At 67.2% G+C, this 12,781-nt stretch carries 14 protein-coding genes; 11 read left to right on the forward strand and 3 right to left on the reverse strand.

The genetic code is table 11. From position 1 onward, the window contains the following. The first annotated feature begins 133 nt into the window (after nucleotides 1-133). Nucleotides 134-1,351, forward strand: a complete 1,218-nt coding sequence (locus BS329_RS06080; protein ID WP_076156308.1) for a hypothetical protein — start codon at nucleotides 134-136, stop codon at nucleotides 1,349-1,351. Between the two features lie 93 nt (nucleotides 1,352-1,444). Here the strand turns inward: BS329_RS06080 and fbaA are convergent, their stop codons facing one another. Both fbaA and BS329_RS06090 read right to left on the reverse strand, forming a co-directional pair. After that, a complete protein-coding gene (gene fbaA, locus BS329_RS06085; RefSeq protein WP_076156309.1) occupies nucleotides 1,445-2,476 on the reverse strand; it encodes a class II fructose-bisphosphate aldolase in 1,032 nt (343 codons plus the stop codon). A gap of 83 nt (nucleotides 2,477-2,559) precedes the next feature. After that, entirely contained in the window at nucleotides 2,560-3,381 is an 822-nt protein-coding gene (locus tag BS329_RS06090; protein WP_076156311.1) for an LLM class F420-dependent oxidoreductase, read from the reverse strand. Nucleotides 3,382-3,431: 50 nt separating this feature from the next. On the opposite strand from BS329_RS06090, the gene BS329_RS06095 reads away from it, so the two are divergent. The 6 genes from BS329_RS06095 (at nucleotide 3,432) to BS329_RS06120 (ending at nucleotide 9,269) form a co-directional block, all read left to right on the forward strand. Next, on the forward strand, nucleotides 3,432-4,343 hold the full coding sequence (locus BS329_RS06095) for an aldo/keto reductase (protein WP_076156313.1): 912 nt from the start codon (nucleotides 3,432-3,434) through the stop codon (nucleotides 4,341-4,343). 150 nt (nucleotides 4,344-4,493) lie between these two features. Beyond that, on the forward strand, nucleotides 4,494-5,384 hold the full coding sequence (locus BS329_RS06100) for an SDR family oxidoreductase (RefSeq protein WP_076156315.1): 891 nt from the start codon (nucleotides 4,494-4,496) through the stop codon (nucleotides 5,382-5,384). Nucleotides 5,385-5,388: 4 nt separating this feature from the next. Then, nucleotides 5,389-5,862 (forward strand): pyridoxamine 5'-phosphate oxidase family protein, encoded by a 474-nt coding sequence (locus BS329_RS06105; protein ID WP_076156318.1) that lies wholly within the window; start codon nucleotides 5,389-5,391, stop codon nucleotides 5,860-5,862. A 79-nt stretch (nucleotides 5,863-5,941) separates the two neighbouring features. Further along, on the forward strand, nucleotides 5,942-7,414 hold the full coding sequence (locus BS329_RS06110) for a flavin-containing monooxygenase (protein ID WP_076156321.1): 1,473 nt from the start codon (nucleotides 5,942-5,944) through the stop codon (nucleotides 7,412-7,414). After that, nucleotides 7,411-8,277, forward strand: coding sequence for a metal-dependent hydrolase (locus BS329_RS06115; protein ID WP_076156323.1), 867 nt, complete (start codon nucleotides 7,411-7,413; stop codon nucleotides 8,275-8,277). The genes BS329_RS06110 and BS329_RS06115 overlap by 4 nt, the downstream gene beginning before the upstream one ends. After that, the gene (locus tag BS329_RS06120) at nucleotides 8,274-9,269 is read left to right on the forward strand and encodes a PDR/VanB family oxidoreductase (RefSeq protein ID WP_076156326.1); all 996 of its coding nucleotides are present in this window, start codon (nucleotides 8,274-8,276) and stop codon (nucleotides 9,267-9,269) included. The genes BS329_RS06115 and BS329_RS06120 overlap by 4 nt, the downstream gene beginning before the upstream one ends. 4 nt (nucleotides 9,270-9,273) lie before the next feature. On the opposite strand, the gene BS329_RS06125 is transcribed toward BS329_RS06120, so the two are convergent. Further along, complete coding sequence (locus BS329_RS06125) at nucleotides 9,274-9,558, reverse strand: YciI family protein (RefSeq protein WP_076156328.1); 285 nt, start codon at nucleotides 9,556-9,558, stop codon at nucleotides 9,274-9,276. A 150-nt stretch (nucleotides 9,559-9,708) separates the two neighbouring features. On the opposite strand from BS329_RS06125, the gene BS329_RS06130 reads away from it, so the two are divergent. From BS329_RS06130 to BS329_RS06145, 4 genes are all read left to right on the forward strand, one after another. After that, entirely contained in the window at nucleotides 9,709-10,284 is a 576-nt protein-coding gene (locus tag BS329_RS06130; RefSeq protein WP_076156331.1) for a SigE family RNA polymerase sigma factor, read from the forward strand. A gap of 91 nt (nucleotides 10,285-10,375) precedes the next feature. Continuing rightward, nucleotides 10,376-11,578: an N-acetylglucosamine-6-phosphate deacetylase gene (nagA, locus tag BS329_RS06135; RefSeq protein ID WP_076156334.1), complete on the forward strand. Its 1,203-nt coding sequence runs from the start codon at nucleotides 10,376-10,378 to the stop codon at nucleotides 11,576-11,578. Between the two features lie 17 nt (nucleotides 11,579-11,595). After that, a complete protein-coding gene (locus BS329_RS06140; RefSeq protein WP_076156336.1) occupies nucleotides 11,596-11,979 on the forward strand; it encodes a hypothetical protein in 384 nt (127 codons plus the stop codon). A gap of 66 nt (nucleotides 11,980-12,045) precedes the next feature. After that, on the forward strand, nucleotides 12,046-12,744 hold the full coding sequence (locus BS329_RS06145) for a DedA family protein (RefSeq protein WP_076156338.1): 699 nt from the start codon (nucleotides 12,046-12,048) through the stop codon (nucleotides 12,742-12,744). Nucleotides 12,745-12,781: the final 37 nt, after the last annotated feature.

Below are 12,781 nucleotides of genomic sequence, written 5' to 3' on the forward strand. Positions count from 1 at the left end.
TCGTTTCGGCATCATGGCGGCACACTTTGCCCTGTTTCGCACGCCGTCCGCAAATCCGCCACCCCTACGGGTGAACCCCGATTTTCGACCCCAAATGCCCGTCCCGTGATCTGGAGCAGGGAAGATGTCGGGCATGACAAAGGCGACAGAAGTGACCGGGGACCTCTCGCCGGGTGTCATTCCCCGCAGTCCGATCGCGAAGACGAAGCTGTTCTTCAAGCTGCACTGGCATCGCGGCGCGCCAGGACAGGCGACGCCGGACTGGGTACTGAACTTCTGCTACGGCATGTGGCTCGCCGCGTTCGCCTTCAAACTGGTGGGCTCGTCCTGGGACATGTCGTGGCATTTCATGTGGCTCCGGGACGATCTGGCCCCGCCGCACCTGATCAACACCGTCGGCACGGTGATCATCATGGTGCTCGTCGCGATCCACAGCTACACCGGGATGGGCGCCGATCGACGCTCGCTGCGGCTGATGCAGATCGGGCTCGTGGTGTTCCTGATCGCGGCGCCGCTGGACGTCATCAACCACCGCGTCAACGGTCTCGACCTGACCGCGTGGAGCCCGTCGCACATGATGCTCTACATCGGCACGGGCATCATGCAGGCAGGCGTGATCATGGGCTGGCTGAAGTACGCCAAGCCCGGCCGGACGCGCACCGGTGTCCTGATCGGACTGTGGACGTTCTTCCTGGAGAACACCTTCTTCCCGAACGGTCAGCAGGAGTACGGCATCCTCGGCCTGCGCGCCTGGGAGCGCGGCACGCCCGAGGCGGAGCCCGAACTGCTGAACTTCGCCGCGAACCAGATCGGGCATCCGGTCGACCGGGTGGCGGTCGAGTACTTCACGATGCCGATCGACGACTGGGTCTACCCGCTTTGGGGCATCGGCGTGATGGCGCTGATCTTCGCGCTGGCGCGGCACACGACCGGCTTCCGCTGGGCGGGCACCACGGTCGCGGCCGCCTATCTCGGCTACCGACTGGTGATGTGGCCGCTGCTGCTGGGGATGGGCTTCCCGATCTCGGTCGTGCCGTTCTACCTGCTCGCCGTCGGGCTCGCGGTCGACCTGGCGTTCCGCATCGGCCGGGGGCATCCGCTGCTGACCGCGGGTGTCGGCGCGCTGCTGGTGACGGCGTTCGGCTACGGGATGCTGTGGGTGCAGTCGCAGTTCCGACCGTGGATCCTCGGCGACGCGCATACGGAGTCGGCGCCGCCGGTGGCCTACTGGACGGCCGCGGTCTGCCTGGTCGGGGTCGGCGTGCTGTGGACCGCCGCCGGGCCGGGGACGCGGGCGGTGAACTCGTGGCTGGAGAAGCGCCGCGAGAAGACGGCGCTCCCGGCCGCCTGAGGCTCCAAGTACGTGAAGGCCCCCTTCACTGCGTCTAGCGCAGTGAAGGGGGCCTTCACGTACTTCCGCATTCAGAGGACTAAACGCGTACGGTCAGGAGAGCTTGTTGCCCGCCGAACCCAGCGACTGGGCGGCCTCGACGATGCGAGCGGCCATGCCCGCCTCGGCGGCCTTGAGGTAGCTACGCGGGTCGTAGACCTTCTTGTTGCCGACCTCGCCGTCGATCTTCAGGACGCCGTCGTAGTTCTTGAAGAAGTGCTCCGCGATCGGACGGGTGAAGGCGTACTGCGTGTCCGTGTCGACGTTCATCTTCACGACGCCGTAGGACACCGCCTCGCGGATCTCCTCCGGCAGCGAGCCGGAACCGCCGTGGAAGACCAGCTCGAACGGCTTCGAACCGGCGGGGAGGCCGAGCTTCTTCGACGCCGCCTCCTGGCCGCCCTTGAGCACGTCCGGGCGCAGCTTCACGTTGCCGGGCTTGTAGACGCCGTGCACGTTGCCGAAGGTCGCGGCCAGCAGGTAGCGGCCGTTCTCGCCGGAGCCGAGCGCGTCGATCGTCTTCAGGAAGTCGCCCTCGGCGGTGTACAGCTTCTCGTTGATCTCGGCTTCGACGCCGTCTTCCTCGCCACCGACGACGCCGATCTCGACCTCGAGGATGATGTTCGCGGCCGCGGCCTTGGCGAGCAGTTCCTGCGCGATCTCGAGGTTCTCGTCGAGATCGATCGCGGAGCCGTCCCACATGTGGCTCTGGAACAGCGGGTTCTGGCCGTTCTTGACCCGCTCGGCCGAGATCTCGATCAGCGGGCGGACGAAGCCGTCGAGCTTGTCCTTCGGGCAGTGGTCGGTGTGCAGCGCGACGTTGACGTCGTACTTGGCGGCGACGACCTGGGCGAACTCGGCCAGCGCGACCGAACCGGTCACCATGTCCTTGACCTTCTGGCCGGACGCGAACTCCGCGCCGCCGGTGGAGAACTGGATGATCCCGTCGCTCTCCGCCTCGGCGAACCCGCGGATCGCGGCGTTCAGGGTCTCCGACGAGGTCACGTTGATGGCCGGGTAGGCGAATTCGTTCGCCTTCGCCCGGTCGAGCATCTCCGCGTAGACCTCGGGGGTGGCGATGGGCATCGTTTACTCCTCCTCGAAGCAGGCTGGTGCACCTCTCGGCCGCATCGTACGAGGTCGGCCGGGAGGTGCCTACAGCCGTCGTATCAGAGAAGGACGCCGGCGAGCGCCCGGTAGACCGGAAGCGGGTCGGAGTTCAGTACCTGGATGTTCACGTGGTCCGCCCCGGCTTCGAGATGCGCGGTGACGCCGCGAGCGACGGTCTCGGCGTCCCCGTGGACGGCCAGCGCGTCGACCAGCTTGTCGCTTCCCTCACCTGCCAGGTCCTCGTCGGTGAAACCGAGGTTGCGCAGGGAGTTCGTGTAGTTGACCAGGCCGAGGTAGAACGACACGGACTTCCGCCCGATCTCACGGGCCTTCGCCGGATCGGTCTCGAGGACGACCTTCTGCTCGGGCGCGAGCAGCGGCCCCTCGCCGAGGATCTCGCGCGCCTGACGTGTGTGCTCGGGCGTCATCAGGTACGGGTGGGCGCCCGCGGTGCGGTCTCCTGCGAGTTTGATCACCTTCGGGCCGAGAGCGGCCAGCACGCGGTCATCGACGGGCACTCCGGCGGCATCGAGGGCGTCGAGGTACTCGACCAGCGCGGCATACGGCTTCTTGAACTCCGCGGTGTGCTCGCGGTGCCCGGCGCCGACGCCGAGCAGGAAGCGATCCGGGTGCTTCGCGGCGATGCGCTGGTAGGACTGGGCGACCGTGGCCGCGTCGTCCTTCCAGATGTTGACGATGCCGGTGGCCACCTTGATCGACTTCGTCGCGTCGAGCAGTTCCTCCGCCTTCGCGAGGTCACCCGACGGTGAACCGCCGATCCAGATGGTGCCGTAGCCGAGTTCTTCCACTTCGCGTGCGAGCTCAGGGGTGAGCACGCCTTCGAGCTGCCAGATGCCGATCCTGCCGAGTTCGAGTCCCATGATCCGAGCTAACACCAACCTCCGCCGATGTCTTCCCTTAAGTTCGAGGCATGGCGAAACTCGGCGACACCGACCTCGACGTCCGGGGGATCAACCTCGGGGGGAACGTCTTCGGCTGGACCGCGGACGAGCAGCAGTCCTTCGCCGTCCTCGACGCCTACACGGCGGCGGGCGGCAACTTCATCGACAGCGCCGACCTGTACTCCAAGGGCGGTTCCGAGACGATCATCGGCAACTGGCTGACCAAGCGGGGCAGCCGCGACGATGTCGTCATCGCGACCAAGACCGGTATGTGGGACGAGCGGAAAGGCCTGTCGGCGGCCAACATCGCGGCGGCCGCCGAAGACTCGCTGCGTCGGCTCCAGACCGACCACATCGACCTCTACTACGCGCACATCGACGATCCGGAGACGCCGATCGAAGAGACGCTGCGGGCCTTCGACGCACTCGTGCGCGCGGGCAAGGTCCGCTACATCGCGGCATCGAACTACACCGCGGACCGGCTCTCCGAGGCACTGTCCATTTCGGACCGCGAGGGGTTGGCTAAGTACGCCGTCCTGCAACCGCACTACAACCTCGTCGAGCGCGACTACGAAACCGAACTGGCGCCGACGGTCGAGCGCGAAGGACTGACCATCCTGCCGTATTTCGCGCTGGCCAAGGGTTTCCTTGCCGGGAAGTACCGCTCGAAGGACACCATCGGCGACAGTCCGCGCGCCGCCCGCGCTTTGTCCTATTTGGACGAACGTGGCCGGCGTGTCCTCGCCGCGCTGGACGCGATCGCGGCCGACCGTGGCGTCGCGGTCGCGGCGGTCTCACTGGCGTGGCTGTTCGCGCAGCCGACCGTCACCGCGCCCATCGCGAGTGCCCGCTCGGTCGAGCAGCTGAACGACCTCCTGCCCGCGGCCGACCTCGCTCTCACCGCCGAGGAGATCGACACCCTCACCTCCGCGTCGCGCTGAACACCCCCGCGTTTCGTCCTCTAGTTGCGGTAGTTCGCACCGCCAACTACCGCAACTAGAGGACGAAACGCGGACTTACTTGCGGGTAGCTTACTTCGGGTAGGTTGGGGTACCGTCCGAAAAGCCGAAGGGCTCGGACGAGGAGGCAACGTGGCCAAGAACAGCGTGAACGGCAAGGTCGTCCTGATCACCGGCGCCGCGAGGGGCATCGGCGCGGGACTCGCCGAACGCCTGGCCGCGCAGGGCGCGAAGGTCGCCTTGGTCGGCATCGAAGCCAAGGAACAGCAGGCGGTCGCCGACAAGATCGGCGCGACCGCCCACGCCTGGGAAGCCGACGTCACCAGCTGGGACGACCTGGAGCGGGCCACCGCGGGCGTCGTCGAGCACTTCGGCGGGATCGACATCGTCATCGCGAACGCCGGCATCGCGACCTCCGGTTTCGTCCGGTCGGTGGATCCGGCCGCCTTCGAAAAGGTCATCGAGGTCGACCTCCTCGGCGTCTGGCGCACCTTCCGCGTCACGATCCCGCACGTCATCGAGCGCAAGGGCTACCTGCTCGCGATCTCCTCGCTGGCCGCGATCACCCACGCGCCCGGCATGGCCAACTACGCCGCCGCGAAGGCAGGCGTCGAGGCGTTCTCCAACAGCCTTCGCGCCGAAGTCGGCCACCTCGGCGTGAAGGTCGGCGTCGCGCACCCCACCTGGATCCGCACCGACCTCGTCGAGAGCGCCGACAAGCATCCGGTCTTCGGCAAGCTCCGCACCGGGATGCCCGGCCTGCTCGGCAAGACCTACCCGCTGTCCGTCGCCCTCGACCTCCTCCAGGCCGGGGTCAACAAACGAGCCCGCACCATCCATGTCCCGCGCTGGGTCGGCGGACTCAAGCTGATCCGCGCGTTCCTGCCGCCGATCATCGAGATCGGCGCGAAGAGCCGGATCAAGAAGGCGGACGCGGCCGCCCTCGTGGACATCGAGCAGCGTGGCGCGTACGAATCTTCGATAACCGGTCAGGCAGGCCGGGCCGCCACACGGAAGGGCTGACCGTATGTCCCGTCGCGACCAGATCCGCATGTCACCTGACGAACTCGCCGCGTACCTCGACGAGCAGAAGGTCATCAACGTCGCGACGATCGGCCCGAACGGCCGCCCGCATCTGGCGCCCCTCTGGTACTACCCGCACGAGTCCGGCGTCGCGACTTGGACGTATGGCACGTCCCAGAAGGCGAAGAACCTGGAGCGCGACCCGCGCGCCACCGTGCTCATCGAGGACGGCGAAAGCTACGACAAGCTCCGTGGGGTCTCGCTCGAAGCCGACGTCGAGGTCATCACCGACACGGCCGTGGTCACCCAAATGGGTATCCAGCTCATGCAGCGCTACGCGGGCGCGAAGCCCGGAGACCCGGTGCCCGACGAGCTCTCCGGGTTCATCGGCAAGCAGGCCCCGAAGCGGATCGGGCTGATCTTCCGGCCGACCAAGATCGTGAGCTGGGATCACTCGAAGCTCGGCGGGACATACTGACGGGTAAGTCGTACTAGAAAGTAACTGTTACTTCCGGTAACGTCATCTGCGCAAGAAAGCCTCGACGTGGAGGGCACAGATGACCGAGCGATTCAAGGTCGTGATCGTCGGCACCGGATTCGCCGGGCTCGGCCAGGCCATCCAGCTCGAAAAAGCCGGGATCCGGGACTACGTGATCCTGGAGAAAGCGGACGAAGTCGGCGGTACGTGGCGTGACAACTCGTACCCCGGCTGCGCCTGCGACGTGCAGTCTCACATGTACTCGTTCTCCTACGAGCAGAACCCGGACTGGTCGCGGTCGTTCTCGCCCGCCCCGGAGATCTTCCAGTACCTCAAGGACGTCACCGACAAGTACCGGCTGCGGGACAAGATCCGGTTCGGCGTCGAACTCACCGGCGCCGACTGGGACGAGACCACGCGCCGCTGGCACGTCCACACCAAGGCGGGCCGGACGATCGAGACCCAGTTCGTCGTCTCCGGCGTCGGCGGCCTGCACATCCCGCAGGTCCCCAAGCTCCCCGGGATCGAGAACTTCAAGGGCCAGACCTGGCATTCCGCGCAGTGGAACCACGAATACGAGCTGCGTGGCAAGAAGGTCGCCGTGGTCGGCACCGGCGCCAGCGCGATCCAGTTCGTGCCGGAGATCGCCCCCGAGGTCGCCGGACTGACGCTGTTCCAGCGCACGCCGCCGTGGATCATGCCGAAGCCGGACCACGCCATGCCCGGCTGGGCCAAGACCGCGTTCCGCCGGATCCCCGGCGTGCAACGGCTCTACCGCAACGCGCTCTACTGGTTCCTCGAAGCGCGGGCGATCGGCTTCAACGGCCACCCCGCGATGATGAAGGCCGGCCAGGTGATCGCGAAGCGCCACATCGGCAAGGGCGTCAAAGATCCCGCGCTGCGCGAGAAGGTCACCCCGGACTACACCATGGGCTGCAAACGGGTGCTGATCTCCAACGACTATTACCCGGCGATCGCCCGGTCCAATGTGGACGTCAACACCGACGGCGTGCGCGAGGTCAAGGCGCACAGCGTCGTCGACGGGAACGGCGTCGAGCACGAGGTCGACGCGATCATCTACGGCACCGGTTTCAAGGTCACGGATGCCTTGGAATACCTGGACATCACCGGGATCGACGGCCGCGACCTCGCCAAGGAATGGGCCACCGAGGGGATGCGCACGCACAAGGGGATCAGCGTCTCCGGTTTCCCCAACCTGTTCTTCCTCCTCGGCCCGAACACCGCGCTGGGCCACAACTCCGTGGTCTTCATGATCGAATCGCAGTCGCGCTACGTCGTCGACGCGATCAAGCTCGCCGACTCCCGCGGCGCCGCGGCGCTCGACGTCCGCGCCGGTGTGCAGGAGAAGTTCCAGCGCGAGATCCAGGACAAACTCGTCAAGGGTGTGTGGACCCAGGGCGGCTGCAAGAGCTGGTATCTCGACGCGAAGGGCGTCAACCGGACGATCTGGCCGGGCTTCACCTGGCGTTATTGGCTCGAAACCCGCAAAGTCGACCCGAGCGACTACGAACTCAGCGGAAGGTCGTCGTGACGGACCACGAGCAGATCGTCCTGCACGCTCGCGACGTCGAGTTCGACTGGGCGTCGCTGCCGACGCACTGGATCCCCGGCGAACCGCAGGCGACGCACACGATCAACGTGCTGCATCTGGCCTTGCCGGAGGGTGAGCGCTGGTTCGTCGAGGTGTTCAAGCAGGCCGTGCCGCTGATCCGTGACGAACGGCTCAAGGAGGACGTCCTCGGCTTCATCGGCCAGGAGGCCATGCACGCCGAGGCGCACGACGGCGCGGCCGAACACCTCGAAGCGGCGGGCGTCCACGTGCGGCCGTACATCGCGCAGATGGAGTGGATGTTCCGCCGCTTGCTCGGCGATCGTCCGCTGTCCGCCGAACGGCGGGAAGAATGGCTGATCGAACGGCTCGCCGTCATCGCCGCGATCGAGCACTACACCGCGTTCCTCGGGCAGTGGATCCTCGACGCCAAGGAACTCGACGCCGCGAACGCGGACCCGACGATGCTGGATCTCCTGCGCTGGCACGGCGCCGAAGAGGTCGAGCACCGCTCTGTCGCTTTCGACCTGTTCATGCATCTCGACGGCCGATACGGGCGTCGCGTGCGCAGCATGCTCGTGGTGACGCCGGTGCTCGCGTGGGTCTTCTTGCGCGGCACCAGGTTCCTCATGAAGAACGATCCGACCCGGCCGGGCAGGACAAGTTTCAAGACATATCTGCGAGTGGCGAAGCTCGGGCTTCTGCCGTCCGGCCAGCAGTTGCTGCGCGAGATCCGGCCGTACTTCCGGAAGTCCTATCACCCCACCGAAACCGGGAATACCGACCAAGCCGTCGCCTACCTCGCGAGTTCCCCGGCCGCGCTGGCGGCCGACGAACCACGATGACGCGTCCGCTGCGGCTCGACGGCAGCGGGCGGACCGACCGCGTGATGGCGTCGCTGACCGGTGTCGTCGCGGTGTATCGCAGGCTCAGCGGGGTGAGCGGACGCCGCCGTCCCCCGGTGCGCGCCGTCGACCGTGATCTCCCGCTGATCGTCGACGACGTCCGCGTCGAGGCCGAAGGCGTGGTCAGCCTGCGCCTGGTACGCGAAAACGGTGAACCGTTGCCACGATGGCGGCCCGGCGCGCACGTCGACCTCTCACCGCGGCCGGGGCTGGTCCGGCAGTACTCCCTGTGCGGCGACCCGGACGACCGCTCGGCCTATCGCGTCGGCGTCCGGCTGCTCGGCGAGGGATCGACGGCGGTGCACGCCTTGAAGAAGAACGCGCGGATCACGGTGCGCGGCCCGCGCAACGCGTTCCCGTTCGTCGCGAGCCAGGCTTACCTGTTCGTCGCGGGCGGTATCGGAATCACGCCGATCCTGCCGATGGTGCGGCAAGCGGCCGCGTCCGGCGCGGACTGGCGGCTGGTCTACACCGGTCGCGACCGGGCTTCGATGCCGTTCCTGGAGGAATTGTCCGAATTCGAGGACCGCGTCTGGGTGCGCCCGGACACTGAGTACGGCATCCCCGCATCGGGCGCGGAACTGCTCGAAGGGGCAGAAAAGAGTGCCCCGATTTACTGCTGCGGCCCGATTCCGATGATCGTCGGGGTCCGGACGGACGCGGCGCTGCGGACTTCCGGGCCGGTGTTCTTCGAGCGGTTCTCGACGCCGCCGATCGTCGGCGAACAGCCGTTCCGGGTCACTTTGGCCCGCAGCGGCCGGACGTTGGACGTGCCCGCCGACCGGACGGCGCTCGACGTCCTGCGCGAAACCGTGCCCGGTATCGCCTATTCGTGCCGCCAAGGGTTCTGCGGAACCTGCGAACTGCCGACGGTGACCGGCGACCGCGTCCGGATCTGCGTCGAACGCGAGCCGGTCACCCTCGATCTCTGAGCTGTCAGGATTCCTTCGGCAGCCAGGCGCCGATCACCGGCTTGAACTCGCGGACGGTGCGCTCCGCGACGACGCCTTCCAGGTGGTACGGGTCCTGGTCGATGATCTCGGTCAGCGCCGTCTCGTCGGCCGCCTGGTAGAGCGAGATGCCGCCGGAACCGTCGCCCAGCGGACCGCCGAGCGCGACAACGCCCTGGTCGGCGAGGTCGGAGAGGAATTTCCGGTGCCGCGGCCGCACCTCCTCCAGCTTCTCCCGCACGTACGTGATCTCCACCAGGAACCAGGCCATCGACATCTCCAAGGTCGGTACAACAGGGCTGCGGCAGACGCTACCCAGCTTCTCAGGAACCGATCAGGCAGAGGTCTCGCCCAACCCGATACGCTGATCGCGCCACGCACAGGTTGTGCTTCAAAGGGGTAAATGAACAGGTAGGGGTACATGCTCGAGGGCAACGCGGAACGCAGTGTCGAGGTGACCCTCGGCCGGCTGCGCACCATGGACGGACCGGTCACGCCACCGCCGCCTGCGGCGCCGCTGACCCTTGAGGATCTCTATCGCCAGCATCGGATGCGGCTGGTCCGGTTGGCCATCCTGCTCGTGGACGAACCGGCGACGGCCGAGGACGTCGTCCAGGAGGCGTTCACCGGGCTCCACCGCAACTGGGGGAAACTGCGGGACGCCGCCGCGGCCGTCGGCTACCTGCGCACCGCGGTGGTCAACGGATCACGCAGTGTGCTGCGCCGCCGCAAGACCGCTCGTGAGTACGTCGCGCCGCACGCCGTCAACGCGCGTTCGGCCGAAAGTCTCGCCATGCTGTCGAGTGAACATCAGGCCGTGGTGAGCGCTTTGTCCAAACTGCCGCCCCGTCAGCGCGAAGTTCTGGTCCTCCGTTACTACGGTGGGCTGAGTGAGGCCGAGATTTCCGAGGCCGCCGGTATTTCGAAAGGTACCGTGAAGTCAACCGCCAGCCGGGCGCTGGAGGCACTGCAGAAAGCGATGCAGTCGCCGAACTGACACCCGGCTTTAATCTCGACCGCTGGGTTGTGCCGCCATGCTTGGTCCAGACCAATATATGCTGGGGGGCGTGAGAGGCGCCGGAGATTTCGTGATCGTGGGCGGCCGGGTCGTCGCCCCGGACCGTGTACTAGACGACGGCTGGCTGGCTATCGCCGGCGGCAAGATCGTCCAAGTCGGTTCCGGGACACCCCCGGACATCGACCGCGTCCCTGTGGACGGGTGCCTGGTGGTGCCCGGCTTCATCGACACCCACTGCCATGGCGGTGGGGGCGGGTCGTTCTCCAGCGGGAATCCCGAGGAGCTGCTTCGCGCGGTGCGCGCGCATCGGCGACACGGGACCACGACCATGCTCGGCAGCCTCGTCTCGGACCCCATTCCGGTGCTCAGGGACCAGATCGCGGCCCTGCGAGAGCTGGTCCAAGAGGGTGAACTTGCCGGAATTCACCTTGAAGGACCCTTCATCTCGAAGGCGCGCTGCGGGGCGCACGACCCGGCGACCCTGATCGAGCCGGACACGGCGACCGTCAACGCGTTGCTCGGCGCGGGTCGCGGCGACATCCGGATGGTCACTCTCGCCCCCGAACTGCACGGCGGGATCAAAGCGGTGCGGCAACTGGCCGAATCGGGCGCCATCGCCGCGATCGGGCACACCGACGGCGTCGAGGACCAGATCATCCCCGCCATCGACGCGGGCGCCTCCGTCGCGACGCACCTCTTCAACGCCATGCGGCCCCTTCACCACCGCGAGCCGGGCCCGATCGGCGCCCTCCTCGACGACGAGCGCGTCACCGTCGAACTGATCTGCGACCTCGTCCACGTGCACCCGACGGTGCTGCGGCTGGCCGCGCACCACGCCGGCAAGGGCCGGACGGTGCTCATCACCGACGCCATGTCGGCCACCGACGCCGCCGACGGCAGCTACATCCTCGGCCGCCTCGAGGTCGACGTCCGCGACGGTGTCGCCACGCTGGCCGGGAACGGCTCGCTGGCCGGCAGCACGCTGACCATGGACGCGGCCTTCCGCAACCTGGTGCGTGGCGCGGGTATCGACCTGCTCGACGCCGTCCGCGCGACCTCCGGCCGACCGGCCGAACTGCTCGGCATCGCCGACCGGACCGGGTCGCTGCGCGCCGGGCTCGCGGCCGACGTCGTCGTGCTCGACCGCGACCTGCGACCGGCCAAGGTGCTGCGCCAGGGCGAGTGGGTCAAGGACGAGGCTGCGGCTACATTGAGCGCCACGGCCCCACTGAGCGGTGCGGTCGAAGGCGGTGTGTCGGTCAGCGACGGGTAAACGGCGAAGGGAGTCGGATGAGCGAGCCCAAGGACCCGGAGAAGCTCTTAGCCGACGCCTTGCGCGCTCAAGCCGTCTTCGCCCCTTCGACGGAACGGATCACCGAGGCTTCCGCCGAGAACCCGGTCAAACCGGACACCGAGAGTGATCCTGAGCCGTCCACGGGAGAACACGAGCTGCCGCTGCAGTACGGGCTGCTTTCCGGTGCCGGGGCCGACTCGCTCGAACGGGAACGCGTCGCACTGGAGGACGCGGAAACGGCCAGGCTGGCGGAGCGTCCGACGCCCCCTCCGCTGCCTTCGCCCGCCAGCGCGCCGCTACCCGCGTATTGGGTGTTGCTGCTGGCTGCGCTGCTGGGGCTGGCCGCCGGTTCGGTGGTCGGGCTGCTCACCCTGATCTGAGCCGCGCCTCTCCGCCGGAACAGGACAGCGCCCAAGGCACTCAGCGTCACCCTGTACCGTTTTGGTGTGATCCTGGCGCAGAACAACGTGACGACGATGAGCCTCCTGCCGGAGTGGCTGGACCCGATGCACCTGCTGAGCGGGCTGACCGTCCCGGTCATCACCGTGCTCTGCCTGATCATCTTCATCGAAAGCAGCGTCTTCCCGGTGCTGCCCGGTGACTCGCTGCTGTTCACCGCGGGCCTGCTCATCGCGAGCGGCTCGATCGAAGCGCCGCTGTGGCTGGTGTGCGTCCTGGTCACCGTCGCGGCGCTGCTCGGCAACCTGCTCGGCTACGGCCTCGGCTGGAAGATCGGGCCCTGGCTGTTCCGCAAACCCGACTCGAAGTTCTTCAACAAGAAGTACGTCGACCAGACACACGCCTTCCTGGAGAAGCACGGGCCGAAGGCGGTCGTGCTGGCGCGGTTCGTGCCGTTCGTGCGGACGTTCATCACCTGGATCGCGGGCATCGGCAAGATGGACCCGAAGAAGTACTTCACCTACACCGTCATCGGCGGCATCCTGTGGGCCGCCGGGATCACCGCGCTCGGCCACCTGCTCGGCGACATCCCGTTCATCCGCGACAACATCGACGCGATCTTCATCCTGATCGTGCTGATCTCCGTGGTGCCGATCGTGCTCGAGTACCTGAAGTCCCGCCGCGAGAAGAAGCACGCGGCCGTGGACATGGACGCGACGCAGCAGATCCCGCGCGTGCGCGACTGATCCTCTTCCCGTGAGATGAACGGGGCTTTCCTGGCGA

It is taken from the genome of Amycolatopsis coloradensis, assembly GCF_001953865.1.
Lineage (GTDB): Bacteria > Actinomycetota > Actinomycetes > Mycobacteriales > Pseudonocardiaceae > Amycolatopsis > Amycolatopsis coloradensis.

What these genes read in the sequence shown, in the direction of transcription:
- BS329_RS06095 (WP_076156313.1), top strand. Translation starts at nt 3,432, where the DNA reads ATGGCGAAACTCGGCGACACCGACCTCGACGTCCGGGGGATCAACCTC.
- BS329_RS06090 (WP_076156311.1), bottom strand. Translation starts at nt 3,381, where the DNA reads ATGGGACTCGAACTCGGCAGGATCGGCATCTGGCAGCTCGAAGGCGTG.
- BS329_RS06080 (WP_076156308.1), top strand. Translation starts at nt 134, where the DNA reads ATGACAAAGGCGACAGAAGTGACCGGGGACCTCTCGCCGGGTGTCATT.
- BS329_RS06110 (WP_076156321.1), top strand. Translation starts at nt 5,942, where the DNA reads ATGACCGAGCGATTCAAGGTCGTGATCGTCGGCACCGGATTCGCCGGG.
- BS329_RS06120 (WP_076156326.1), top strand. Translation starts at nt 8,274, where the DNA reads ATGACGCGTCCGCTGCGGCTCGACGGCAGCGGGCGGACCGACCGCGTG.
- BS329_RS06140 (WP_076156336.1), top strand. Translation starts at nt 11,596, where the DNA reads ATGAGCGAGCCCAAGGACCCGGAGAAGCTCTTAGCCGACGCCTTGCGC.
- BS329_RS06105 (WP_076156318.1), top strand. Translation starts at nt 5,389, where the DNA reads ATGTCCCGTCGCGACCAGATCCGCATGTCACCTGACGAACTCGCCGCG.
- BS329_RS06125 (WP_076156328.1), bottom strand. Translation starts at nt 9,558, where the DNA reads ATGGCCTGGTTCCTGGTGGAGATCACGTACGTGCGGGAGAAGCTGGAG.
- BS329_RS06130 (WP_076156331.1), top strand. Translation starts at nt 9,709, where the DNA reads ATGCTCGAGGGCAACGCGGAACGCAGTGTCGAGGTGACCCTCGGCCGG.
- fbaA (WP_076156309.1), bottom strand. Translation starts at nt 2,476, where the DNA reads ATGCCCATCGCCACCCCCGAGGTCTACGCGGAGATGCTCGACCGGGCG.